Source organism: Methylobacterium sp. W2 (assembly GCF_020662345.1).
Classification (GTDB): Bacteria; Pseudomonadota; Alphaproteobacteria; order Rhizobiales; family Beijerinckiaceae; genus Methylobacterium.
The window spans coordinates 1-22623 of record NZ_VMOA01000069.1; the positions used below are offsets into that span (position 1 = coordinate 1).

Here is a 22623-nt window from a genome sequence, read left to right on the forward strand (position 1 = left end):
GGAGGGGGACATCGAGGGGTTCGTTCCGGATCGCGGCAGAGGGGATGCGCCGTGGGGGACGGCGCGCGCTGGATCAGGACGCGGTCGGCGGTGCGCGCGGCTGGCCGGACGGGCGATGCGGACGGGCCGGCACGGAGGGCGGCGGGATCGACCAGGCCAGCGCATGCCAGCCCTGGCGCCGCGCCACCGATGGCGCTTGGGGAACCAGAGGGTTCGACAGCCCGACGGCGCAGAGCGGGCAGGCCTTGCAGGCCGGCGCGGCGGGAGTTTGATCTCCGATGGCGGGGGAGCGCTCCCCATGTCCGCAGATCGCCGAAGGGTCGAGGGCGGCGACCGCCCCCGAAACCCGAAAGGCGGCCAGCGGCGCGATCGCCTGTCCCCATAGGGCGAGCAGGATCAACCCGCTGCCGAGGCAGAGGCGCATGGTGTGCAGGAGACGGATGAGGTCGGTCACGGGTGCTGCTCCCGCGTCGCTCGGATCAGGCCGCCGCCGGTCGCCGCGCTCCGCGCCGGAGGGCCTGGATGCCGAGGTCGATCCCGATCATGGCGAGGATCGCGAGGCCGGTCAGCGGAAACAGCGCGCCAAGGCCGAGGACCAGGGCCGTGACCGTGGCCACGATCCGGCGGTCGCGCGGCCAGGGCGGGACGCCGAGACCGCCGGCGGGCCGGCGCTTCCACCACATCACCGCGGCGGTGACGCTCAGCAGGATCGTGGCGAGGCAGAAGGCGAGCATGGCCAGTTGGTTGAGGCGGCCCCAATACTCGCCCTTGTGCAGGCCGATCCCATACTGGATCGCCTGCCCCACCCCGCCGAGATCGGCGAAGGCCACGTCCAGCAGGGGCGCGCCGGTATATTGATCGAGGGAGATCAGCCGCTGGCGGTCGACGTCGCGGGGATAGATCGCGGCGGCGTAGATTCCGGTCGGACCGACCGGTAGCGCCACCTCGTAGCCGTGCGGCATGCCGAGCCCGTCGAGGATGGCGGTTGCCCGGTCGAGGCCGATGGCCGGCGCCTCCGTCGCCTGCGAGACCGGCATCGGCGCGTCTTCCATGGTCCAGCCGGTGTTGGTCAGCCGGTCCCCCATCGGCACGGCGGACACCGCCTTGCCCGCCCACACAGCGCGCGGCTGGCCGAGCCCCGCCTCGTTCGACAGGGCGCGGACCTGCTGACCCCACCAGACCGACCAGGGCAGCCCGGTGATCGCGAGGAAGAACAGGCCGGTGCCGGCCACGAGGCCCGTCACCGCGTGGAGGTCCCGCCACCAGACGCGCTTGGACGGCCTCGCCCGCACGGTCACGACACCGCCTCTTGTCCCGCTCCCCTGTCCGCGCGGCCACCACAGATAGGTGCCGGTGACGACGAGGATGATGGCGAACCCGGCCACCACCTCCACGATCCCGTTGGCGACCGTGCCGAAATAGCTGAGGCTGTGCAGGCGCCGCACCACCATCATCGGGTCGGTGTCGGCGGTCACCGTGTCGAGCACGTCGCCGTTATAGGGGTTCAGATAGACCTGAATCCGGGTGGCGCCCTCCCGCATGGTCACGATGGCGGAAGCCGTCGCGGAGCCCGGGCCAGTGAAGGAGACCGGCACGCCCCCCGGAACGGCCTCCGAGGCGGTGTAGACGAGGCGGCTCGGGCTCACGGGGAGGCGGTTCTGTTCCGTCACCTCGGTGCGGTGGGCGAAGAGCGTGGCGTTGATCTCGTCCTTGAACAGGTAGATCGCGCCCGTGGCCGAGAGCAGGACGAGGAACGGCAGGCACAGCAGCCCGGCATAGAAGTGCCAGCGCCAGACGGCGCGATAGACGCCGTCGCGGGATACGCGCATGGCGGCCTGCGCCGGGGAGGCGCCCTGTCGGGAAGTGGTCATCGGGTAAGGTCCGGGTCCGAGCGATCGAAGAGGTTGATCTCTCAGGCGGAGGGTGGACCTCGCGATCCGATGGATTGGTCGGGCGGTGCCCGCGCACGTGGGATCGCCATGTCCGGACGTGGCGGAAGCGGGGCCGGGCGGGCCTGCCAGACCACCGTTGCGAAGGCCGTGTCCGGTCCCGGCGCCTGCGGCCCCGCATGGGCCGCCGTGCAGCAAGCATGCGGGCAGACCGGGCTCGCATCGGCGGGATCGTCCGGCGCGTCATGCCCGCAGAGCGTGCTCTCCCATCCTGCCGGGGCCGGTGGCGCCATCGTGCCGAGGAAGGCCTGGAGGCACAGGCCATAGAGCGCGATCATGGCGATGATCGCGCGGAGGCCGGGCATCCCTGGCGAGAGCTTCCGCATGACTTGGCCTTACGGCAGAGGTTCTCGCGCCGTCAACGTGGTTCCTCCCGGGTTCGCAGGCTCGTCCCCGACGGCGGGAGCCCTTGAGGAGGCAGATGTCCGAGACATCGCGGACCTCACACACCGGCATGTTCGGCGATGTAATGGCCGATGGCGCTGGCGGCGTTGAGCATGTGGGCGCGCATCCGCCTTGCTGCTGCGTCGCCGTCGCCCTCGGCGATGGCCGCCAGGATCTCGCCGTGCTCGGCGCGGGAGGTCCTGATCCGCTCGCCGTGGCGCAGCTGCGTGCGGCGAAACCCCGAGAGGCGGGTGCGCAAGGCGAGGGCCTGTTCCAGCAGGAAGCCGTTATGGGTGGCGGCGTAGAGCGCCTCGTGGAAGCCGCGGTTCAGCGTGTCGTAGGCGTCGACGTCGCCCGCCTCCACCATCGCCTCCGACTGGGCATGCAGGTCGAGGAGGTGGCTGCGCTCGAGCGGCGTCATCCGGTAGGTGGCGAGGCGCACGCACATCGCCTCGAACTCGGCGGTGGCCTCGAACATGTCCATGATCCGCTCGGGCGTCATCCGGGTGACGACGACACCCCGGCGCGGCCGCAGCTCCACGAGACCGTTGAAGGCGAGCTGGCGCAGGGCCTCGCGCACCGGCGTGCGGGAGGCACCGAAACGGTCGGCGAGATCCTGTTCGTCCAGGGCCGTGCCGGCGCTCAGGGTGCCGGCCGCGATCTCGTCGGTCAGGGCGTTGCGGATCAGGTCGGAGAGAAGCCCCCGCTCCTCGGCGATGCCGTCCATGGTCGTCGTCCCTCTCCTGCCTGCGTCGCCGGACCGCCTGACGGTATCCCTCATCCCACGATGGCCCGGATCGTCAAGCGGGCGAGGGAGGGTTGTGCCACGCCCGGAATGCCAAGCCTCTTTCCCTAGCCTCTCTCGTATTCTTTACCAGGATGATACCCCATATCGGTATACTCAACGTTGACTTGGGCCTCATTCGAGGTACGCATGGTGTGACACAAGACGGTGCGCGACGTGTCGCGAGGCGCGCGTTCCCATGGTTTCCGCCGCTGCGGGGCCGCATGACGAGAGGCGGATCGGATGGCCGATTGGCGGGTGCAGCGAAAGGCGAGGGACGCGCGGATCGAGCGCGGTCGCGCCCATGCCCAGGGCAAGGTCGTGGCCGCGTCGGCGGTGGTCGATCTGCTGGAAGCGGTGCTGCTGCCCGGCGACCGGGTCTGCCTCGAAGGCGACAACCAGAAACAGGCGGATTGCCTCGCGAGGGGCTTGAGCGCCTGCGACCCGGCGCGGGTCCACGACCTGCACATGGTCCAGTCCGGCATCGTGCTCCCTGAGCATCTCGACATTTTCGAGCAGGGCATCGCCCGGCGCCTGGACTATTCCTATTCCGGGCCGCAGGGGGCGCGCATCGCCCGGATGCTCTATGGCGGGCAGATCGCTCTGGGCGCGGTGCACACCTATCTCGAACTCTTCGCGCGCTACTTCATCGACCTGACACCCAATGTCGCCCTCATCGCCGGCGTCTCGGCGGACCGCGACGGCAACCTCTATACCGGCCCCAATACCGAGGACACGCCGACGGTGGTGGAGGCCACCGCCTTCAAGAACGGCGTCGTGATCGCACAGGTGAACGCGATCGTCGACCGGGTGCCCCGCGTCGACATCCCCGGCGACCGGGTGGATTTTGTGGTCGAGGCCGACCGGCCATTCTACGTGGAACCGCTCTTCACCCGCGATCCGGCGGCGGTCACCGAGACGCAGATCCTGATGGCCATGATGGCGATCAAGGGGATCTATGCCGAATACGGCATCCGCCGCCTCAACCACGGTATCGGCTTCGGTACCGCCGCCATCGAGCTGCTGCTGCCGACCTTCGCTGAGCGGCTGGGTCTCAAGGGCAAAATCGCCACCCATTGGGCGCTCAACCCGCATCCGAGCCTTATCCCGGCGATCGAATCGGGCTGGGTCGAGCAGATCCACTGCTTCGGCTCGGAAGTCGGGATGGACCGCTACATCCGCGAGCGGCCGGACGTGTTTTTTACCGGTTCCGACGGAAGCTTGCGCTCCAACCGCGCCTTCTGCCAGACGGCGGGGCTCTATGCCTGCGACCTCTTCATCGGCTCGACCCTGCAGATCGATCTCCAGGGCAATTCCTCCACCGTCACCACCAACCGGGTGGCGGGGTTCGGCGGCGCGCCGAACATGGGCTCCGACCCGCATGGACGGCGTCACCCCTCCGACCCGTGGATGAAGGCCGGTGAGGAAGCCTGCGGCACCGGCGATCCCGCCCTGCGCCGCGGACGCAAGCTCGTGGTGCAGCTGGTCGAGACCTTCGGCGACAAGCTGGTCCCGGCCTTCGTGGAGCGGCTCGACGCCCTCGAACTGGCGCGCAAGCTCGATCTCGAACTCGCTCCCGTCATGGTCTATGCCGACGACGTCACCCATATCGTCACGGAAGAGGGCATCGCCAACCTGCTCCTGTGCCGGACGCTCGACGAGCGCGAGCAGGCGATCCGCGGGGTCGCCGGCTACACCGATGTCGGGCGCGGGCGCGACCACGCGATGGTCGAATCCCTGCGGGCGCGAAAAATCATCCGCCGGCCGGAGGATCTCGGAATCGATCCCCTCGACGCCGACCGCTCGCTGCTGGCGGCGCGGTCGATCAAGGACCTTGTGCACTGGTCGGGCGAACTCTACGAGCCGCCGGCCAAGTTCCGGAACTGGTGAGGGAGCGCCGCCCCATGGAAAAGCTGACCTTCCGGCATCGGACGTCGAAGCCCCTGCCCGGCACGAAGGCCCAGGCGATCACCGGCGTGGTCGCCTCCGGCAACCTCGAAGTGCTGATGGAGCGCAGCCTGCCCGCCGACGCATGCATCGTCGAGATCGATACCGCGATCAACGGCTACGGCCCGGTCTGGGAGGCGGTGGTCTCCGACTTCGTGGCGCGGCGTCAGCCCGGCGGTCTGCGCATCACCATCAACGATGGCGGGGCCCGGCCCGACACCGTGACCCTGCGCCTGCTCCAGGGTGCCCGCCTGATGGAGGCCGTGTGATGGCGCTAAGCCCCGTCTCCCTCTCCGCCGATCCCCTCGACCAGAGCTGGTACGAGGCGAGCGCCCGCGCCCGCATCGACGCCCTCCTCGATCCCGGCACGTTCGAGGAATTCATCGGCCCCGAGCAGCGGATGATGAGCCCGCATCTGCCCGCCTTCGACCTGCCCCGCGCCTTCGACGACGGCATCGTGGTGGGACGCGGCCTCCTCGATGGCGCGACGATCCTCATCGCCGCGCAGGAGGGCCGCTTCATGGGCGGGGCCTTCGGTGAGATCCACGGCGCCAAGCTCGTCGGGCTGCTGCGAGCGGCGCTCGCGGTGAGGCCGGCGGCGGTGCTGATCCTGTTCGATACCGGCGGCGTCCGGCTGCAGGAGGCCAATGCCGGCGAGACCGCCATCGCCGAGATCATGCGCGCTATCGCCGATTTGCGCAGGGCCGGCGTGCCGGTGATCGGGCTGATCGGCGGGCGCGCCGGCTGCTACGGCGGCGGCGGGCTCATCGCCGGCACCTGTTCACGTCTCGTGGTCTCGGAGGGCGGACGTATCAGCGTCTCCGGCCCGGAGGTGATCGAGACCAACAAGGGGGCGGAGGAGTTCGATTCCCGCGACCGGGCGCTGGTCTGGCGCACCATGGGCGGCAAGCACCGCCGCCTCATCGGCGGGGCGGACGCCTTCGCCGACGACACGATCCGCGCCTTTCGCGATGCGGCGATGAGCCAGATCGGGCAGGCCCGGCCGTTCGACCTCGCTACCCTGGAAGCCGAACAGGCTCGCCTCGAAGCCCGCCTCGACCGGTTCGGCGATGCCCGCGACGCCACCGAGATCTGGGGCCGCCTCGGCGTGAACGATCCCGCCTCCGTGCCGGGCCTCGACGCGGACCGATTCGACGCCCTCCTCGCCCGCCTGCCGGAGGCGCCCCATGACGCTCGCTGAAATCCTGGCCTCGCTGTTTCCCGAGGGGCACGGCGTCGCGGTCGTGGATGGCCTTATTGGCGGCGACGGGCCTTTCGGGGCGGGCCGCCTCGCTGTGGTCGGGATCGACGGCAACACCCCGCTCGGGATCGAGGGCGCCTGCCTCCTCGCCGGGCGCGTGCTCGATGTGGTGCGCCGGGGCGGCGATGTGCCGATCCTCGTCGCCATCGACTCCGACAGCCAGCGCATGAGCCGGCGCGACGAGCTGCTGGGCCTCAACGAATATCTCGCCCATCTCGCCAAGGCGCTGCTCCTCGCCGATGCCAGCGGCCACCCCACCATCGGCCTCGTCTACGGGCACACGGCGGCCGGCGCCTTCATCGCCACCGCCCTGGCGACGCGGGTGCTCGCCGCCCTGCCCGGCGCCCATCCGAGCGTGATGGACCTGGCCTCGGTGGCCCGCGTCACCAAGCTCCCCCTCGACCGGCTCGAGGAGATGGCGACATCCACCTCCGTCTTCGCGCCCGGTCTCGACAACATGGTGAAGGCCGGGGCGGTCCACACCGTGCTCGACCCGTCGACGCCGCTCGGTCCCCAGATCGAGTCCCTCATCGCCGGGAGCTCGGCAACGGATTGCCGCGACGAACTCGGCCAAGCGCGCGGTGGGCGGCTCATGGCGCGCGACATCGCCGGGCGGGTGGTGCGGGCGGCGACGGGCGACGTGGCGCCCCGTGACTGAGGACGAGGCGTCGGGCCTCGCCCGCCACGACCTCCTCCTCATCGACCCGGAATCCTGGGGCCGCCTCCTTGCCGGCCGCCTGGATCTCGACGGCGTCCCCCATCTCGCCGACTGGGCCCGTCGCGGCTGGCCGGTCATCGTCCGCCGCCGCGATCCCGGCGAGCCGATGGACCACATCCCCGCCGGCCTGCCGCTGCCGCCATCGGCCGGCAAGCGCCGGATCGGCCTCGCAATCCCGCCCGCCGCCGCGAGCCGTCATGCGCCGGTCCCCCTGGAGCGCGCGCGCATGACAGCGCCGGAGGCGTGGCGGCCGGTGGTCGATGGGGTGATGGCCCTCGGCCGCGAGTACCGCCTCGTGCCGCATGTGTTCGGAAGCCTGCTGTGGCAGGCGCTGACGGGTCTTCCCTATCTCGGGCCGGGCTCCGATCTCGACCTGCTCTGGCCGGTTTCTGGCCCGGTCGATCCCCACTTCCTGCAGGCCCTCGCACGGATCGAGGCGGGCGCTCCGATGCGTCTCGACGGCGAGATCGTCCTGCCCGACGGGGCCGGCATCAACTGGCGCGAACTGCTGGACGCTCCCGAGGGCGGAACCGTCCTGTGCAAGGGGCGAGAGAGCCTCGGCCTGCGCCCCGCGGCGTCGTTTCTCCGGGAAGCTGTGCCATGATCGCCCTCGCACGCTCTCCGGCATGGGACTCCCGGGTTCCGCTCAGCCCCGGAGACATCGCGGCACGCGCGGTCGATTCCCTGCGCCTCGAAGTCGAGACCTATCCGAAGCCCGGCCTCGTCAGCCATGTGGATCGCGGCAGCCATGCCGACATGGATGCCGGCACCTTTCGCGCCAGTGCCATGGCTCTCCTGCCCTCCTTTGCCGATCTCGCCCGTGCCGGTGCCACTGGCGCCGGCATGTCCGCCCTTCGCCGGATCGGCATCAAGGCCGAAGCCGCCATGCGGGAGGCGACGGGTGGGGTGAACACCCATCGCGGCGCCATCTTCGGACTCGGCCTGCTCAGCGCCGCCGCAGGTGCCCTCGGTGCTTGCCGCCTGCGGCCGGGAGCCCTTGGGCGCCACGTGAGCGAGCGTTACGGCGAGGCGATCCTGGCCGGACCCGTCCTGCTCCATGCGCCGGGCGCGGCAGCAAGGCGGCGCTACGGCATCGGCGGCGCACCCGCCGAGGCGGCGGCCGGATTTCCCACCCTCTACTGGGTCGGGCTGCCCGCCCTGCGCCGGGCGCGACATCTCCGCCCCGGCGACGAGGAGGCCGCCCGCGTCGAGACCTGCTTCGCCCTGATCGCGCAACTCGAGGATACCAACCTGCTCCATCGCGGCGGCGAGGCGGGCTATGCCTTCGCCCGCGCGTCGGCCGCGGGTTTCCTCTCCGGAGGGGGCGTCGCGCGGGACGATTGGCGGGCGCGGGCGGTGGCGATCCACCGGGCTTTCGTCGCCCGTCATCTCAGCCCTGGCGGCAGCGCCGACCTCCTAGCCATGACCCTGTTCGTCGACGGACTGGAGGCGGCATGAGTCTCGCGGTCCTGCTCTCGGGCCAGGGCGGCCAGCATCCTGGCATGTTCGATCTCACGGCCGAGCATCCCGCCGCGCAGGACATCTTCGCGGCGGCGACACCTCTCCTCGGCGCCGACCCGCGCGACCTCGCCCGGACCGGCGGTTCGCAATTGCACGAAAACCGCACCGGTCAGATCCTGTGCTGTGTGGCCGGCCTCGCCGCCTGGACCGTCCTGCGGGACCGATGTTCCGGCCGGGTGGTCCTGGCCGGCTACAGCATCGGCGATCTCGCCGCCTGGGGCTGCGCGGGGCGGCTCTCGCCCGCCTCGGTCCTGCATCTGGCCGCTGCCCGGGCCGAGGCGATGGATGAGGCCAGCGGGCAGGGCTACGGGCTCGCCGGCCTCCGCGGCCTGTCGCGCGCGCGCGTCACGGCCCTGGTCGAGGAGCACGATTGCCATCTCGCCATCCTCAACGCCGCCGACAGCGTGGTCGCCGGCGGCGCGGTGGCCGCTCTCGAATCCCTGTGCGCCCGCGCGCTCGCCTCGGGGGCGGCGCGGGCGGTGGTGCTGCCGGTCCACACGCCCTCGCACACGCCGCTCCTGGCGGCGGCCAGCGCGCGGTTTGCCGAGGACCTGGCGCGGACCGAGATCCTGACGCCGTCTCGCCTCGGCCCGTCGCCGCCCCCTCGCCTCCTCAGCGGTCTCGACGGTGCCCCGGTCTTCGATCCCACGAAGGGGCTCGACAAGCTCGCCGCCGCGATTTCACGGACCATCGATTGGGCGGCCTGCCTCGACGGCCTCCGCGAGGCCGGGGCGCAGGCCGTCCTCGAACTCGGCCCCGGCCATGCCCTGGCGACCATGGCGCGGGAGGCCTTGCCGGACGCGGCCGTCCACGCCGTCTCCGATTTCCGCTCCCTGTCCGGGCTCACGGACTGGCTCGCGGCGAAGGCCGGCGCCGGCTGAGCCGCCTCGGTGCCCGCCGTGAACCCTATGCCCCGCCGGCGCGTTGGGGAAGCGGGCGGAGACTTGGCCATGTCGAGACGGATCTACGGGGCGGGTACTTTGGTCGTTGCCCTCGCATCGGCGAGCCCCTGCTTTGCCCAGAACATGGCGCTCACGCCGCCGCCACCCCCGCCGAGCGCCGTCCCGAGCGAGCCCGTCCGATATCCCGGACCGCCTCCGCGTCCGCAGCTCCACGCCTTCGGGGGCGAGCTTCCGAACCAGCGGACCGGCCCGATGCGCAACCGCGTGGTGCGCGACATTTGCATCGGCTGCGACCGCTGAATCAGAGGCTCCTGCGAGGCTCGGACATCATCCAGAAACGTAAGCGCGCGAAACGGACGTGCTGCGCTCCGATTGCCCCCAAGCGAGGCGCAGCGGACGGACGGAGCGGCGTGCCGATGGCACGCTGCCCCGTCCGTCTTCAGGCCCGCCCGGACGGGCCGCGCGAGGGGATGTCCCGAGTTTGCCGCCGGCGGTCTATGGATGTCCGGGTGACTTCCGTCGGAGACGCGTTTGGCTAGCCGCTATGGGCTCGAGATCCGGGCTGCAACGGCTGCCGACGCGGCGGGCCTCGCCGCCCTGTTCCGGGCGTCTGGACAGACCATCGCGGTGAGCGACTTGGCCGAGCGGCTGGAGGCCCTGCGCCTGGGGAGCGGAGCGGCCCTGATCGCCGTCGAATGGGGACCGCCGAGCGGCCTCGTCGTCCTGCACTGGTATCGCTCGCTGATGGCGGCTCAGCCCGTCGCCCAGATCACCGGCCTCCTGGTCGGGCCGGAGGAGCGCCGGCGCGGGATCGGCCGCCTGCTGCTGAAGGCCGCGTCGCAGGCCGCCCGCACGGCCGGATGCGCCACCCTCGAACTGGCTGCCTCGCCCGATGACGACACTCTGCGGGTCTTCTGCGAGAGCACGGGGTTCGAGCGCGCCGGATCGCTGTTCACCCGGCCGCTGCGCAAGAAGAGCTGAGGCCGCGGGTGAAGGGAACCGGGAGATTCGCCGCGCCGTTCCTTCCCCGGATCGTTTCGATCCGATCAAGGAGACCGGCATGACACGGACTCTCATCCGCACGGCGCTCGCCTCGGCACTGATCCTCGGCCTCGCCGGTACGGCCCAGGCGCGCGGCGGCAGCGGCGGCGGTGGCGACGGGCTCTCGCCCTATTCTGCGCTCAGCGGCAACGACCGTTCGGCCGGCGTGAACAACGGCAATTACCGCGATCCCCGCCTCGACCCCTATCTGCAGACCTACGGCCGGCGCTACGTCGCTCCCCGCCCCTATGGCGGCGCCGGCGAATACGGCTATCGGCCCTCGCGTCGGGGCTATGACGGATACGGATACTGACGCGGCACAGCCCCGCTCTCAGGCCGGAGCCTTGCGGGCGGTGGCGTCGTCGTCGCCTGGCTCGATGATGATCGGCTCCACCGTCTCGGGCATGTCCTGTGACCGGCATTCCGCCAGGATCGCCTCCGCTCCCGCCTTGCCGATGAGGCCGAGGGACAGGGCATGCTCGGCCATGATCGTGGTGTCTCCGGCGAGCACGAGGCTGCTGCCGGCCTCGAGGATGGCCTGCGACAGGCGCTCGATCTCCTCGGCCCGGGACGGGTCGCGCGAGACGTTGCGGATATAGACGGCGAGCACCCGGCCGGGATTCTCCGAGACGATCTTGGCATAGACCTCGGGGTCGTGCTGGCCGCTATCTCCGATGAGCACGAAAGGCAGGTCGCCGTAGAGCGCCAGCATGTGGCGGATCAGGTCGCGCTTATGGTCCTCGGCGCGGCGCGGCAGCGGATGGCGCCAGGAGAGGCCCCATTCCCGCAGGAACAGCACGGGCCCCGCCGGAATCCCGTGCTGCCGGAAGAACTCACTGAGCATGTCGTAGATGCCCCAGGGCGCCCGCGAGACGTAGAGCATCGGGTTCGACTGGTCGCCGGTGGCGCCCGCATGCAGCGCCCGGCTCAAGGACGCCGCTCCGGGGAAGGCGACGCGGTCCTCCGCATCGGCCACGAACAGGCGCCACAGCATCTTGAGCTTGTTGGCCACGCCCGTATGCATGATCGTATCATCGATATCGCTGATGACGACGAAGCGGCAGTTTTCAGGGGGAATGAACACCCGCCCCTGCGCCCGCACCGGCGGATCGGCCGCGAGTTCGAGATCCACGATGTGCCAATGGCCGTCGCCGGCGGGCACGCTCGGCGGCTTGAGGCTCACCCGGAAATAGCCGTCGCGGTCGGTGACGGCGGTCGTCTCGGCCCCTCCGAAACGCGCGACGACGGACGCATCGGCGACCTTGCGCCGGCGGATGCGCCGGGCAATGTCGCGCAGGTCGGCGGCGATGTCGTCGGCCTCGGGGGCCGGCTCGCGGCGCGCCTGGTGGAAGACCCGGCCGATCAGGAAGATCTCCCGGGTCGAGCCGTAGCCGCGATAGGCCTCGATCACGGTCCCGCCCGTCCCCTGCGCCCGGCGCACCGGCCGTGCGGCCAGCGCCAGCAGGCGGCCGGCCGCCTTGCGCCAGCGCGGCGTCGCCCGTTCGAGGGTCGGAGGGGGTGAGGTCATGGGCCGGCCCGAAGCAAGTCGATCGTGATCGCGGTCAAGCCGCCGTCGGGGCCGAAGGTTGCGCGGGACGGCTCGGTTTGAGCGTCGTCACAGCCGCTCGATTTCGGCCAGCAGCGTCTCGGAGAGGGTGATCCCCTCCTCGGCGGCACGGGCGCGGGCAGCGAAGCGGCGGGTTCCGGGCAGCCGCGCGCCGTCCTGGTCCGCCACCGAGCGGGCCATCACCGCGAAGCGCTCCAGGGCATTGCCGGCAAAGGCCGTGGCGTCGATGGCGAGGATCAACTGGCCGGTGGACGGGGGCTCGCCCTCGGCATCGAGGAAGGACGTGGCCTCGCTGGCAAAACGCGCCCCGGTGAGGCCGGCGGCGAGCAGTTCCACCATCAGGGCGAGGGCCGTGCCCTTGGCATCGCCCAACGGCACCATGGTGCCGGCCAGCGCCGCCACGGGGTCCGTGGTCGGGTTGCCCTCCGCGTCGAGGGCCCAGCCCTCGGGGATCGCCTCGCCGCGCTGCTTGGCGGTGATAATGTTGCCGCGTGCCACTTTCGACAGGGAGAGATCGACGATGATCGGCTCCGCCCCCGGCAGCGGGCAGGCGAAGGCGATGGGGTTGGTGCCGAAGACCGGCCGGGTTCCGCCCCAGGGCGCCATGGAGGCGGGGGCGTTGGCGAACAGGATAGCGACGAGACCGTGTTCGGCGAGAGCCTCCACCGGCCGGCCCGCCGCCCCGCAATGGTGCGAGCGACGGATGGCGGCCGCGGCGATCCCCTGTTCGCGGGCGATCTCCGGCAGGAGGGCGATGGCCGTGTCGAGGGCCGGATAGGCGAAGCCGTGGGCGGCATCGATGGCGAGCAGTCCCGGTTTCGGCCGCGTGCTCGACACGACGGCGTCGCCGACGACCTTCCCCACCCGCACCTGTTCGCCATAGGCCAGCAGCCGCATGAGCCCGTGGGTCCGCAGCCCGTCGGCTTCCGCCGCGACGAGGGCGCGGGCGACGCTCTCGGCCTGGGTGGGCGCGGTTCCGCAGCGGACGAGGGTGTCGGTGGCGAGGCGATGGGCGGCGTCGAGGCGGAGGATCGGCATCGCTTGGCCTTAAGACAGCTCTCCGTGGCCTGTCGAGAGCGAAGTCCGCTCCGGCACCGGGCATCGCCGGAGCCGGCTTTAGCTGAACGTTCGCGATGGTATGATTTAAGACAAAGCGGCCGCCAGATAAGCTGAGCCGTGGCTGTCAGCGGGCACGTGTCGTATTTTAAAATGAAAATTTCCGGGGCGTTATTTCGGTGAACCATGTGGATGGTGCGGCGTTATTAGGCCAAGTCCGTACGACATGAGGAAATAGACTATGCAGATCAAGACATTCGCTGTTGCTGCCGCCCTCGCCGTTTCGCTGAGCGGCGCGGCCTTTGCCCAGACGGCTGCGGGCGGCGGAAGCGCCGAGGGCAACATGAACAATCCCGGCAGCGTGAAGAGCAACGGTGAGAAGGGCATGGAGCGCATGGGCGGCGGAGCCGACGCCACCGGCTCCACCATGGCTCCGGGCATGTCCCGCGACGTTCCCTCCAACGCGACGCCGGGCGCACCGGCCGGCTCGAACGGCGGCAATGCCGCCACCGGCAGCGGCGCCGCCCCCAGCGGCAAGTAAAGGTCAGGGGCGCTTTCTGGAGACAGAACGCGTCGCCTCAAGGAGAGCGCCCCGTCCGCCGAAAGGCAGGCGGGGCGCTTTCATGTCGGGTGGCCGGGAATCGTTCTGGCGGCCAGGACATTCTGTCGAAAAACATGCTCGCGATTTATTGGTGATTAACCAACTTCGCGCTGAATGGGAGGCATCAAGGTTGATGGTTCCCTAAAACGACATGGATGATCGATGTTACCTTCTCGTGGCTCTTGCGGGAGCTTGGTGAGGTCGTTCGAGGGCCATGCGGGCAGGGTACGCGTATCCGAGTACAGCCCGCATGATCGACGATGCGTCCACCTATCGCCGCCGCCCTCGCCGTTCCCGGCCGCGCAGCCGCGTCCTTCTGAAGACTGCCGTCGTCGCCCTGTTCGTCGCGACCTTTCCCCGGTTGACCGGATTGGACGCGCCCGTGCCCGCCGCGACGGCACAGCTCGCCGGCCGGCAGGTCTCCCCCGAGGTGACCCCCGCCGCGGTCGCCCGCAGCTATGCCTGGATGCTCGACCCCTCCCCTGCCTTGGGTGCACGGACGCCGGATTGGCGCGCCTCGGAGCCCATGCAGGTGGCCGGGTTCGCGGCACCGAAAGCCTCTCCCGTCGAGATCGCCCCCGAAATCGCGCTCGCCGCCGTGGCGCCGGCCTCGTCAGAACTCGCACCCGCCGCACGGCCGCTCCAGCAGACGGCCCGCCTCGTCCAGCCGATGCCCGCCCCGGTGCCGCGCCCCTTCGACCTGAAGCCTCTCTCCCGCGAGCCGCGCCTCGCCACCCGCCGCCCGTCGTCGCGGACGGTGGTGGCGGCCCGCCAGGACGTGGAGGCCGAGCGGTCGTTCTTCGAGACGGTGTTCGGCCGGCGTGATCCCGAGCGCAGCCCCGCACCTGCCCTCGCCTATGCGTCCGCCGATACGGGGGCCATCGATTTGAGCCAGCGCCGTGTCCTCGACCGCGTGCCGGCGACGGCGGGCGGCGGGACCGCGATCTACGACATCAGCGCCAGCACGGTGACGCTGCCGAGCGGGGAGCAGCTGGAGGCCCATTCCGGCCTTGGCCAGCACATGGACAATCCGCGTCTCGTCCATGTCCGCATGCGCGGGGCGACGCCGCCCGGCACCTACGATCTGACCGAGCGCGAGGCCCTGTTCCACGGGGTGCGCGCCATCCGGCTCAACCCTGTCGGCGGCAGCGCCGCCATCCACGGCCGCGACGGCATCCTCGCCCATACCTACATGCTCGGCCCGAGCGGCGCGTCCAACGGCTGCGTGGTGTTCAGGGACTACAATCGCTTCCTGCAGGCCTATCTGCGCGGCGACATCCGCCGCCTCGTGGTGGTGGCCGGCCACAAGGGCGACGCACCGGCCTCGTTCACAGCGAGGCTGTTCGGCCGCTGATCCCTGGTCGTTTCCCATCCGGCCGATCCCGGGCCGTCGCAGGATGGCAGTATTTCCTGCCGAATTAGCGAGTAACTTATGTTTGGCGCTGGTGTTTTTCGCGGTGAATAGTTTGTCCTAATTCATACGAACTGATCCACGATATGCTCAAGCTCGAACTTGCTTGAAATGACGCGATCGACATTCTGGAACTCATGGACTCGGCTCGGGTTTTCCTCCGGAGCCATCGGCGCCGGGGTTCGGCCCCGCGGCGTCCAGGCCGCCAGGGCGTTCCCGGCGATTGTCCTGACATTCCGGTTTCGAGAGAGCGCCATGAAAGCACTGTGTTGGCACGGCAAGGGCGATATCCGCTGCGATACGGTGCCCGATCCCCGGATCGAGGATGCCCGCGACGTCATCATCAAGGTGACGTCCTGCGCCATCTGCGGCTCGGACCTCCACCTGATGGACGGCCAGATGCCGACCATGGAGAGCGGCGACGTCCTCGGCCATGAATTCATGGGTGAGGTGGTCGAGGTTGGCCAGGGTTTCACCAAGTTCAAGAAGGGCGACCGCATCGTCGTGCCCTTCAACATCAATTGCGGCGAGTGCCGGCAGTGCAAGCTCGGCAATTGGTCGGTCTGCCAGCGCTCGAACCGCAATGCCGAGATGGCGGCCGCGCAGTTCGGCTACACCACCGCCGGCCTGTTCGGGTACTCGCACCTCACCGGCGGCTATTCCGGGGGCCAGGCGGAATACGTGCGCGTGCCGATGGCCGATGTGGGACCGATGCTGGCGCCGGAGGGGGTCGACGACGAGTCGCTGCTGTTCCTCACCGATATCCTGCCCACCGGCTGGCAGGGCGCCGAACATTGCGAGATCAAGGGCGGCGAGATCATCGCGGTCTGGGGCGCCGGCCCTGTCGGATTGTTCGCGATCCAATCCGCCAAGATCATGGGTGCCGAGCGCATCATCGCCATCGAGACGGTGCCGGAGCGGATCGAGCTTGCCCGTAAATACGGCGCCACCGACGTCATCGACTTCATGAAGGAGGACGTGTTCGAGCGGATCAAGGAGATCAGCAAGGGCGAGGGCGCCGACGGCGTGATCGACTGCGTCGGCATGGAGGCCAGCGCCGGGCACGGCGTCGCCAGCATCGTCAACACGATCCAGGAGAAGCTCACCTCGACCCAGCGTCCCTACGCGCTCATGGAGGCGATCAAGGCGGTGCGGCCCTGCGGGATCGTCTCGGTCCCCGGCGTGTATGGCGGCCCGATCCCGGTCAACATGGGCATGATCGTGCAGAAAGGTTTGACCATGAAGAGCGGTCAGACCCATGTGAAGCGCTACCTCGAGACGCTGACGAAGCTGATCCAGGAGGGCAAAATCGACATGACCTCGATGATCACCCACCGCTCCACCAACCTCGCGGACGGCCCCGACCTCTACAAGACGTTCCGGGACAAGAAGGACGGTTGCGTGAAGGTGGTCTTCCACCCGAACTGATCGCGTCGATCCGGATGTGGCCCGAAACGGGGCCACATCCGAACGATAGACTTGTCCGTCACCTCTATCCGCGCGCCAGAGCGGCCTGGAACTCAGCCTCGGGCAAGAGCGCCCCGCCGGTGGTCCAGACCACATGCGTCGCCTGCGCAGGTCGGGCAGCGTCGAGATAGGGCCGGATGGCAGCAAAACCCGCCGCGGCCGAAGGTTCGAGGCGCAGGCCCGGATCGGACCAGAGGCGTTTCACCCAGGCGAACAGGTCGGCATCCGCGATCGTGGCCACCGCCTCGATGAGCGGACCGACGGTTTCCGCCACCAGCATGGAAGCGCCGGCCACTGCGAGCCCATCGGCGGCGGTGCGGTTGTCGAGACCAATCTCGTAGACGTCCACCGGGCGCGACAGGCCGGCGGCGAGCTGCACCAGCATGCAGGGCGAGGCCACCGGCTCCACGAAGACGCAGCGAACCGCGTCGCCGAACAGCAGCTTGAGGCCGAGGGTGACCCCGCCGGGCGCGCCGCCGACGCCGCAGGGGAGATAGACGCAGAGCGGGTGGGCCGCATCGACCCGGATCCCGGCCTCACTCAGTTGGCGCTGCAGGTCGAAGGCCGCCGCCGCATAGCCGAGGAACAGGTCCACCGAGCTCTCGTCGTCGACGAAATGGGCTTCGGCTCTGCCCTCGAAGGCGGCCCGCGCCGCCGCGACGGCGCTGCCGTAATCGCCCTGATGCTCGACCACCTCGGCGCCGATGTCCCGCAAACGCTGCTTCTTCCACGCCTTGGCGTCGTGGGACATGTGGACCTCGACCGCGAAGCCCAGGGCCCGCGCCATCACGCCGACGCTGAAGCCGAGATTGCCGGTGCTGCCGACCGCCACCGTATGGGCGCCGAACGCCTCGCGGACTTGCGCCTCCGCCAGCCGGGCATAGGAATCCCCCGGCCCCAGCAGGCCCTTTTCGAGCCCGAGCCGCTCGGCATAGACCAGCACTTCGTAGACGCCGCCCCGCGCCTTGATGCAGCCGGTGACCGGCAGGTCGTGATCGGCCTTCACCCAGACCGCGCCGCCGGCCGGACCCGCGATGGCCTGCGCCACAGGGTCGGCGAGAGGGATCAGGGGCGAGTCGATGCGCCCGGTGTCGAGATCGTCGAAAAGGTGGCGTAGCAGCGGATCGAAACGGCGCCAGCGTGCCTCCGCCGCCTCCACATCGGCGAGGGAAAAGGCCAGGCTCGGCAGGAATTCGGCGGCCGGCCGGAGATGGGGATTGAGCCAGAGGCTGGGCCGGGCCTCGCGCACGCTCGCCGGAATGGCATCGAGGGAGGGGGCGGGCGACGTGTCGGCATCCATGCTCATGCGTTCTCCGTTCCTGGAATCCCGGTGGCCTCGGCGCCGTCGCGGCGCTCGATGGACCGGAGGGGCCGCCTCGCGCAAGCCTCGCCGTCAGAGATCCATCGGCGCATTGTCCACCACCTCCTTCATCACGAAGAAGGTCCGTGTCTGCCGCACCCCCGGCAGGGCGATCAGGGTGTCGCTGTGCAGGCGGTTGAAATCCGCCATGTCGGAGACGCGGATCTTGAGGAAATAGTCGAAATCGCCGGCCACGAGATGGCAGTCGAGCATGGTCGGCATCGCCTGGGCGGCGGCCTCGAAAGCGGCGAAGCTCTCCGGCGTCGAGCGGTCGAGCACCACCCCGACGATGACGAGGGACCCCCGCCCGACTTTTTCAGGCGCGATCTGCGCATGGACGCCGCGGATATAGCCCTCGTCGAACAGGCGCTGCGTGCGGCGGTGGCAGGTGGCGGCGCTGGTGTTCACCCGCTTGGCGATCTCGGCATTGTTCATGCGCCCATCGGCCTGGAGCAGACGCAGGATCTTCAGGTCGATCCAGTCGAGCGCTGCCGGCATGGAAGATTCTTTCGTGATATCCGGTTTTCATGGACAATGTGGACGGTATCGTGGCGCGGATGCAAGCCGCGACCGCAGAAATCGCCCAATCTTCGAGAGCACCTTTCGGTCGTCTTTTGCTAGCGTTCGACCGTCGCCATACCGAGGACGCGTCACACCATGCTGTCGAAATTCGAGCGCTATCCCCTCACCTTCGGCCCGAGCCCGATTGAGAAGCTGTCCCGCCTCACCGACCATCTCGGCGGTGATGTCGAGATCTACGCCAAGCGCGAGGATTGCAATTCCGGCCTCGCCTTTGGCGGCAACAAGCTGCGCAAGCTCGAATACATCGTGCCCGACGCCATCGCGAGCGGAGCCGATACGCTGGTCTCCATCGGCGGCGTGCAGTCCAACCACACCCGCATGGTCGCGGCGGTGGCCGCCAAGATCGGCATGAAGTGCCGGCTGATCCAGGAGGCCTGGGTGCCGCACGAGGATGCCGTCTACGACCGGGTCGGCAACATCCTGCTGTCGCGCATCATGGGCGCGGAGACGCAGCTCGTGGATGACGGGTTCGACATCGGCATCCGCGAGAGCTGGAAGGCCGCCCTGGAGGACGTCAAGGCCAAGGGCGGCAAGCCCTACGCGATTCCCGCCGGCGCCTCGGTGCACAAGTTCGGCGGCCTCGGCTATGTGGGCTTTGCCGAGGAGGTCCGGGCCCAGGAGGCCGAGATGGGCGTACACTTCGACTACATCGTCGTCTGCACCGTCACCGGCTCGACCCATGCCGGCATGGTGGTGGGCTTTGCCGCCGATGGCCGCGCCCGCAACGTCATCGGCATCGACGCCTCCTGCACTCCCGCCCAGACCAAGGCGCAGGTGCTCGACATCGCACAGAAGACGGCCGCTCTCATCGGCGCCCCCGAGATCACGGAAGACGACGTGGTCCTCAACGAGGATTACGCCTACCCGGTCTACGGCGTGCCCTCGAAGGAGACGGTGGAGGCGATCCGCCTCTCGGCCCGCCTCGAGGCCATGATCACCGACCCGGTCTACGAGGGGAAGTCGATGCAGGGCATGATCGATCTGACCCGGAAGGGGTTCTTCCCCAAGGGCTCGAAGGTGCTCTACGCCCATCTCGGCGGCGCGCCGGCCCTGAACGGCTACAGCTACACGTTCCGGAACGGCTGAGACGAGAACCATCGAAGGTTTCGGATGGACTGATCGCGCCGCTGCCCCTCTCCTCTCATGCTGCGATATTCAGACATCTCGCGGGCTGCTCGGGTCCCCTCTCCTGGAAGGAGAGGGACAGGGTGAGGTGTGGGACCTTTTCGGAGATGGACCACACCTCACCCCAGCCCTCTCCTTCCAGGAGAGGGAGACTGTCGCGCCTTAGGCCGCACACTCCTGGATAGAGCGGACAGACGTCGAGTAGATGTGTGAATCCGTTAGCCTCTCAGGAAGGGTACCCGCGCAAGCATCCCTCACCAAGCACCGCCGGCCTCGGCCGGCGGCAGGGCGGCGATGAGCTGGCGCAGGAACGCTTCGGCCGCATGCGGCAGCTTGCGGTCCCGCATCAATTGCACCTGGATGCCGCGCCGCAGGCTCGCTTGCGACTGGACCGGGATGCAGACCAGTTCGCCGAGCCGCACCGGCGTCTGCACCGAGAGGGCCGACATCAGCGCGATCCCCTTCGTCCGCCGCACGAAGGGGAGGAGCGCCGTGAGGATGTTGGAGGTCAGCGTCGGCTCGATGGCGATCCCCTCCGCCCGGCAGGCCGTGTCGAAGACGAGACGCGCCGTGGTGTCGAGGGGCGGCATCGCGATCGGATAGGCCTGGAGTTCGCCGATCCCGATCGATGCCCGGCCGGCCAGGGGATGGTCGGGGGCCGCCAGCGCCACCATCTCCACCGTCGTGTCGTAGATCACCGTGACGAGGTTCGTCGGCGCCAGCGCGAAGGTGATGCCGATATCGGCGTCGCCGGCCGCAACCACCTGCGTCACCTGCGCCGGCGGCAGAACCTGGATCTCGAACCGGATGCCGGGATAGCGGGCGTGGAACTCGGCGATGGCGTTCGGCAAGAGGTCGAGGGCGAATCCCTCCGCCGTGGCGACGCGGATGAAGCCCCGCGCCAGCCCCTGCAATTCCTGGATCTCGGCGGCCACCTGCTCGGCCCGCACCAGTGTCTGGCGCGCATGCCGGGCCAGCAATTCCCCCGCCGGGCTCACGACCATGCCGCGGGGCCGGCGCTCGAACAGCACGCAATCGAGCTCCGCTTCGAGATTGGCGATCTGCCGGCTGATCGCCGAGGCCGCGACGTTGAGCTGGGCGGAGGCCGCCGCGATGGAGCCCGTGCGGGCGACGGCGAGGAAATAGCGCAGGCCTGACATCTGCATGGTCGCTCTCCCATCCCACGCCGGCTTCAGGACCATTGCCGAAACGGCACGGCAAGCTTCGACAAATTCTACTTGTTGCGATGCAAAATGCACAACATCATGGCACGACGAAAAAAGCGGCAGGGCGAGACGTGAGAGTGTCCGTCGGGATGTCGCGGAGCTGAAGGGATGCAGATCATGGCGAGATACCTTCCCGCGGCAGGCGCCACACTCGCTCTCCTGCTGACGACGTTCAGTGTTCCGGCGCTCGCCGGCAAGGCCAACGATACCCTGGTCTATGCCTCGGATACCGAGCCGGAGAACGTCAGCCCGTATCACAACAGCGCCCGCGAGGGCGTCGTGCTCGCCCGCAACGTCTGGGACACCCTGCTCTACCGCGACCCGAAGACCGGCACGTATCAGCCGATGCTGGCCACCGCCTGGACCTGGGTCGACCCGACCACCCTCGAACTGACCCTGCGCGAGGGCGTGACCTTCCATAACGGCGATGTCTTCGGTCCAGAGGACGTGGCCTTCACCTTCAATTACGTGCTGACGCCGGAAGCCCGCACGGTAACGAAGCAGAACGTCGATTGGATGAAGTCGACGGAAGTGGTGGACGCCAGGACCGTCCGCATCCACCTCAAGACCGCCTTCCCGGCCGCCCTCGAATACCTTGCCGGACCGACCCCGATCTTCCCGGCGGCCTATTTCAAGAAGGTGGGCCTCGACGGGTTCGCCAAGGCTCCCATCGGCACCGGCCCCTACCGCATCACCAGCGTCGAGAACGGACGCGGGGTGAAGATGGAGCGCAACGCCAAGTACTGGCCCGGCAGCCCAATCGGTTCGCCGAAGATCGGCAAGCTCGAATTCCGCGTCATCCCCGATGCCGACAGCCGCATGGCCGAACTCGTCACCGGCGGCATCGACTGGATCTGGCGTGTGCCGAGCGACCAGGCCGACCAGCTGAAGGCTGCGCCCAATGTCAGCGTGCTCAGCGCCGAGACCATGCGGGTCGGCTTCCTCCAGTTCGACACCCTCGGCCGCGCCAAGGAGAACTCGCCCCTGAAGGACCCCCGCGTCCGGCAGGCGATCTCCTACGCCATCGACCGCAAGGCGATGGTGGACAACCTTGTCCGCGGCGGCAGCCGCGTCATGAACGCGGCCTGCTTCATCGACCAGTTCGGCTGTACCGACGAGGGCGTGCCGCGCTACGCTTACGATCCGGCCAAGGCCAAGGCGCTCCTCAAGGAGGCCGGCTATCCCGACGGGTTCGAGATCGATCTCGGCGCCTATCGCGAGCGCGACTACGCCGAGGCCGTGATCGGGTATCTCCGCGCCGTCGGCATCACCGCCCGGCTCAACTATCTGCGCTACGCGGCGCTGCGCGACATGATCCGGGGCGGCAAGGTCTCCATCGCCTTCCAGACCTGGGGCTCGTTCTCGGTCCTCGACGTCTCGGCCTTCACCGGCGTCTACCTCAAGGGCGGTGACGAGGACCTGACCAAGGATCCCGAGACCATCGCGGCACTCCAGGCCGGCGACGGCGCCACCGATCCGGCCGCGCGCAAGGTGAAATACGCCGAGGCCCTGAAGCGCATCGCGGCCCAGGCCTACATCCTGCCGCTGTTCTCCTACTCGACCAATTACGCCTTCACCTCCGACCTCGTCTTTACTGCGCAGCCCGACGAGCTGCCACGCTTCTACGCGGCGAGCTGGAAGTAACGGGCGAACTCGAGGCGCGAGGCGCCGCCCACGGAAGGCTTGCCCGTTCACTCATCGCGGATGCAGCCCACGTGTCC

General features: G+C 69.3%; 24 protein-coding genes. 15 read left to right on the forward strand and 9 right to left on the reverse strand.

Annotated features, from left to right (window positions below):
* Positions 1-73 precede the first annotated feature (73 nt).
* From FPV16_RS24820 to FPV16_RS24835, 4 genes are all read right to left on the reverse strand, one after another.
* The gene (locus FPV16_RS24820; RefSeq protein WP_227441184.1) at positions 74-454 is read right to left on the reverse strand and encodes a hypothetical protein; all 381 of its coding nucleotides are present in this window, start codon (positions 452-454) and stop codon (positions 74-76) included.
* A gap of 25 nt (positions 455-479) precedes the next feature.
* Positions 480-1871, reverse strand: a complete 1392-nt coding sequence (locus FPV16_RS24825; protein WP_227441185.1) for a PepSY-associated TM helix domain-containing protein — start codon at positions 1869-1871, stop codon at positions 480-482.
* 41 nt (positions 1872-1912) lie between these two features.
* A complete protein-coding gene (locus FPV16_RS24830) occupies positions 1913-2254 on the reverse strand; it encodes a hypothetical protein (protein ID WP_227441186.1) in 342 nt (113 codons plus the stop codon).
* Between the two features lie 137 nt (positions 2255-2391).
* Entirely contained in the window at positions 2392-3060 is a 669-nt protein-coding gene (locus FPV16_RS24835) for a GntR family transcriptional regulator (protein ID WP_227441187.1), read from the reverse strand.
* A 300-nt stretch (positions 3061-3360) separates the two neighbouring features.
* On the opposite strand from FPV16_RS24835, the gene mdcA reads away from it, so the two are divergent.
* The 10 genes from mdcA to FPV16_RS24885 all read left to right on the forward strand — a co-directional run bounded on the left by mdcA (position 3361) and on the right by FPV16_RS24885 (position 10820).
* Positions 3361-5007 carry a malonate decarboxylase subunit alpha gene (gene mdcA / locus FPV16_RS24840; protein WP_227441188.1) on the forward strand — a complete coding sequence of 549 codons (1647 nt, stop codon included), beginning with the start codon at positions 3361-3363 and terminating at the stop codon, positions 5005-5007.
* A 14-nt stretch (positions 5008-5021) separates the two neighbouring features.
* Positions 5022-5333 carry a malonate decarboxylase acyl carrier protein gene (gene mdcC / locus FPV16_RS24845; protein WP_227441189.1) on the forward strand — a complete coding sequence of 104 codons (312 nt, stop codon included), beginning with the start codon at positions 5022-5024 and terminating at the stop codon, positions 5331-5333.
* Positions 5333-6265 (forward strand): biotin-independent malonate decarboxylase subunit beta, encoded by a 933-nt coding sequence (locus FPV16_RS24850; RefSeq protein ID WP_227441190.1) that lies wholly within the window; start codon positions 5333-5335, stop codon positions 6263-6265. Before mdcC ends, FPV16_RS24850 begins: the two co-directional genes overlap by 1 nt.
* Positions 6252-6983 carry a biotin-independent malonate decarboxylase subunit gamma gene (locus FPV16_RS24855; protein ID WP_227441191.1) on the forward strand — a complete coding sequence of 244 codons (732 nt, stop codon included), beginning with the start codon at positions 6252-6254 and terminating at the stop codon, positions 6981-6983. Before FPV16_RS24850 ends, FPV16_RS24855 begins: the two co-directional genes overlap by 14 nt.
* On the forward strand, positions 6976-7647 hold the full coding sequence (gene mdcG, locus FPV16_RS24860; protein WP_227441192.1) for a malonate decarboxylase holo-[acyl-carrier-protein] synthase: 672 nt from the start codon (positions 6976-6978) through the stop codon (positions 7645-7647). The genes FPV16_RS24855 and mdcG overlap by 8 nt, the downstream gene beginning before the upstream one ends.
* Complete coding sequence (gene mdcB / locus FPV16_RS24865) at positions 7644-8501, forward strand: triphosphoribosyl-dephospho-CoA synthase MdcB (RefSeq protein WP_227441193.1); 858 nt, start codon at positions 7644-7646, stop codon at positions 8499-8501. The genes mdcG and mdcB overlap by 4 nt, the downstream gene beginning before the upstream one ends.
* Positions 8498-9445 carry a malonate decarboxylase subunit epsilon gene (locus FPV16_RS24870; protein ID WP_227441194.1) on the forward strand — a complete coding sequence of 316 codons (948 nt, stop codon included), beginning with the start codon at positions 8498-8500 and terminating at the stop codon, positions 9443-9445. The genes mdcB and FPV16_RS24870 overlap by 4 nt, the downstream gene beginning before the upstream one ends.
* A 69-nt stretch (positions 9446-9514) precedes the next feature.
* Positions 9515-9766, forward strand: a complete 252-nt coding sequence (locus tag FPV16_RS24875; protein ID WP_227441195.1) for a hypothetical protein — start codon at positions 9515-9517, stop codon at positions 9764-9766.
* A gap of 231 nt (positions 9767-9997) precedes the next feature.
* Positions 9998-10447 (forward strand): GNAT family N-acetyltransferase, encoded by a 450-nt coding sequence (locus FPV16_RS24880; RefSeq protein ID WP_227441196.1) that lies wholly within the window; start codon positions 9998-10000, stop codon positions 10445-10447.
* 79 nt (positions 10448-10526) lie between these two features.
* Complete coding sequence (locus FPV16_RS24885) at positions 10527-10820, forward strand: hypothetical protein (protein WP_227441197.1); 294 nt, start codon at positions 10527-10529, stop codon at positions 10818-10820.
* 18 nt (positions 10821-10838) lie between these two features.
* On the opposite strand, the gene FPV16_RS24890 is transcribed toward FPV16_RS24885, so the two are convergent.
* Entirely contained in the window at positions 10839-12035 is a 1197-nt protein-coding gene (locus tag FPV16_RS24890; RefSeq protein WP_227441198.1) for an App1 family protein, read from the reverse strand.
* Positions 12036-12122: 87 nt separating this feature from the next.
* The gene (locus FPV16_RS24895; RefSeq protein WP_227441199.1) at positions 12123-13112 is read right to left on the reverse strand and encodes an Ldh family oxidoreductase; all 990 of its coding nucleotides are present in this window, start codon (positions 13110-13112) and stop codon (positions 12123-12125) included.
* Positions 13113-13371: 259 nt separating this feature from the next.
* Between FPV16_RS24895 and FPV16_RS24900 the strand changes: the two genes are divergently transcribed.
* From FPV16_RS24900 to FPV16_RS24910, 3 genes are all read left to right on the forward strand, one after another.
* Positions 13372-13671: a hypothetical protein gene (locus tag FPV16_RS24900; protein WP_227441200.1), complete on the forward strand. Its 300-nt coding sequence runs from the start codon at positions 13372-13374 to the stop codon at positions 13669-13671.
* A gap of 310 nt (positions 13672-13981) precedes the next feature.
* The gene (locus FPV16_RS24905; RefSeq protein WP_227441201.1) at positions 13982-15085 is read left to right on the forward strand and encodes a tlde1 domain-containing protein; all 1104 of its coding nucleotides are present in this window, start codon (positions 13982-13984) and stop codon (positions 15083-15085) included.
* A gap of 312 nt (positions 15086-15397) precedes the next feature.
* Entirely contained in the window at positions 15398-16570 is a 1173-nt protein-coding gene (locus tag FPV16_RS24910) for a zinc-dependent alcohol dehydrogenase (protein WP_227441202.1), read from the forward strand.
* 64 nt (positions 16571-16634) lie between these two features.
* Here FPV16_RS24910 and FPV16_RS24915 read toward each other — a convergent pair whose 3' ends face one another.
* On the reverse strand, positions 16635-17915 hold the full coding sequence (locus FPV16_RS24915; protein WP_227441203.1) for a D-serine ammonia-lyase: 1281 nt from the start codon (positions 17913-17915) through the stop codon (positions 16635-16637).
* An 87-nt stretch (positions 17916-18002) separates the two neighbouring features.
* Positions 18003-18467 (reverse strand): Lrp/AsnC family transcriptional regulator, encoded by a 465-nt coding sequence (locus FPV16_RS24920; protein ID WP_227441204.1) that lies wholly within the window; start codon positions 18465-18467, stop codon positions 18003-18005.
* A gap of 159 nt (positions 18468-18626) precedes the next feature.
* Between FPV16_RS24920 and FPV16_RS24925 the strand changes: the two genes are divergently transcribed.
* Entirely contained in the window at positions 18627-19637 is a 1011-nt protein-coding gene (locus tag FPV16_RS24925; RefSeq protein WP_227441205.1) for a 1-aminocyclopropane-1-carboxylate deaminase, read from the forward strand.
* 293 nt (positions 19638-19930) lie between these two features.
* Here the strand turns inward: FPV16_RS24925 and FPV16_RS24930 are convergent, their stop codons facing one another.
* Positions 19931-20842 carry a LysR family transcriptional regulator gene (locus FPV16_RS24930; protein WP_227441206.1) on the reverse strand — a complete coding sequence of 304 codons (912 nt, stop codon included), beginning with the start codon at positions 20840-20842 and terminating at the stop codon, positions 19931-19933.
* 177 nt (positions 20843-21019) lie between these two features.
* Here FPV16_RS24930 and FPV16_RS24935 point away from each other — a divergent pair, with 177 nt between their 5' ends.
* Positions 21020-22546: an ABC transporter substrate-binding protein gene (locus FPV16_RS24935; RefSeq protein ID WP_413629387.1), complete on the forward strand. Its 1527-nt coding sequence runs from the start codon at positions 21020-21022 to the stop codon at positions 22544-22546.
* Positions 22547-22623: the final 77 nt, after the last annotated feature.

What these genes read in the sequence shown, in the direction of transcription:
- FPV16_RS24885 (WP_227441197.1), top strand. Translation starts at nt 10,527, where the DNA reads ATGACACGGACTCTCATCCGCACGGCGCTCGCCTCGGCACTGATCCTC.
- FPV16_RS24935 (WP_413629387.1), top strand. Translation starts at nt 21,020, where the DNA reads ATGGCGAGATACCTTCCCGCGGCAGGCGCCACACTCGCTCTCCTGCTG.
- FPV16_RS24835 (WP_227441187.1), bottom strand. Translation starts at nt 3,060, where the DNA reads ATGGACGGCATCGCCGAGGAGCGGGGGCTTCTCTCCGACCTGATCCGC.
- FPV16_RS24855 (WP_227441191.1), top strand. Translation starts at nt 6,252, where the DNA reads ATGACGCTCGCTGAAATCCTGGCCTCGCTGTTTCCCGAGGGGCACGGC.
- mdcA (WP_227441188.1), top strand. Translation starts at nt 3,361, where the DNA reads ATGGCCGATTGGCGGGTGCAGCGAAAGGCGAGGGACGCGCGGATCGAG.
- FPV16_RS24925 (WP_227441205.1), top strand. Translation starts at nt 18,627, where the DNA reads ATGCTGTCGAAATTCGAGCGCTATCCCCTCACCTTCGGCCCGAGCCCG.
- FPV16_RS24900 (WP_227441200.1), top strand. Translation starts at nt 13,372, where the DNA reads ATGCAGATCAAGACATTCGCTGTTGCTGCCGCCCTCGCCGTTTCGCTG.
- mdcB (WP_227441193.1), top strand. Translation starts at nt 7,644, where the DNA reads ATGATCGCCCTCGCACGCTCTCCGGCATGGGACTCCCGGGTTCCGCTC.
- FPV16_RS24920 (WP_227441204.1), bottom strand. Translation starts at nt 18,467, where the DNA reads ATGCCGGCAGCGCTCGACTGGATCGACCTGAAGATCCTGCGTCTGCTC.
- FPV16_RS24870 (WP_227441194.1), top strand. Translation starts at nt 8,498, where the DNA reads ATGAGTCTCGCGGTCCTGCTCTCGGGCCAGGGCGGCCAGCATCCTGGC.
- FPV16_RS24850 (WP_227441190.1), top strand. Translation starts at nt 5,333, where the DNA reads ATGGCGCTAAGCCCCGTCTCCCTCTCCGCCGATCCCCTCGACCAGAGC.
- FPV16_RS24905 (WP_227441201.1), top strand. Translation starts at nt 13,982, where the DNA reads ATGATCGACGATGCGTCCACCTATCGCCGCCGCCCTCGCCGTTCCCGG.
- FPV16_RS24915 (WP_227441203.1), bottom strand. Translation starts at nt 17,915, where the DNA reads ATGAGCATGGATGCCGACACGTCGCCCGCCCCCTCCCTCGATGCCATT.
- FPV16_RS24910 (WP_227441202.1), top strand. Translation starts at nt 15,398, where the DNA reads ATGAAAGCACTGTGTTGGCACGGCAAGGGCGATATCCGCTGCGATACG.
- FPV16_RS24895 (WP_227441199.1), bottom strand. Translation starts at nt 13,112, where the DNA reads ATGCCGATCCTCCGCCTCGACGCCGCCCATCGCCTCGCCACCGACACC.
- FPV16_RS24890 (WP_227441198.1), bottom strand. Translation starts at nt 12,035, where the DNA reads ATGACCTCACCCCCTCCGACCCTCGAACGGGCGACGCCGCGCTGGCGC.
- FPV16_RS24830 (WP_227441186.1), bottom strand. Translation starts at nt 2,254, where the DNA reads ATGCCCGGCCTCCGCGCGATCATCGCCATGATCGCGCTCTATGGCCTG.
- mdcC (WP_227441189.1), top strand. Translation starts at nt 5,022, where the DNA reads ATGGAAAAGCTGACCTTCCGGCATCGGACGTCGAAGCCCCTGCCCGGC.
- FPV16_RS24875 (WP_227441195.1), top strand. Translation starts at nt 9,515, where the DNA reads ATGTCGAGACGGATCTACGGGGCGGGTACTTTGGTCGTTGCCCTCGCA.
- FPV16_RS24930 (WP_227441206.1), bottom strand. Translation starts at nt 20,842, where the DNA reads ATGCAGATGTCAGGCCTGCGCTATTTCCTCGCCGTCGCCCGCACGGGC.
- FPV16_RS24825 (WP_227441185.1), bottom strand. Translation starts at nt 1,871, where the DNA reads ATGACCACTTCCCGACAGGGCGCCTCCCCGGCGCAGGCCGCCATGCGC.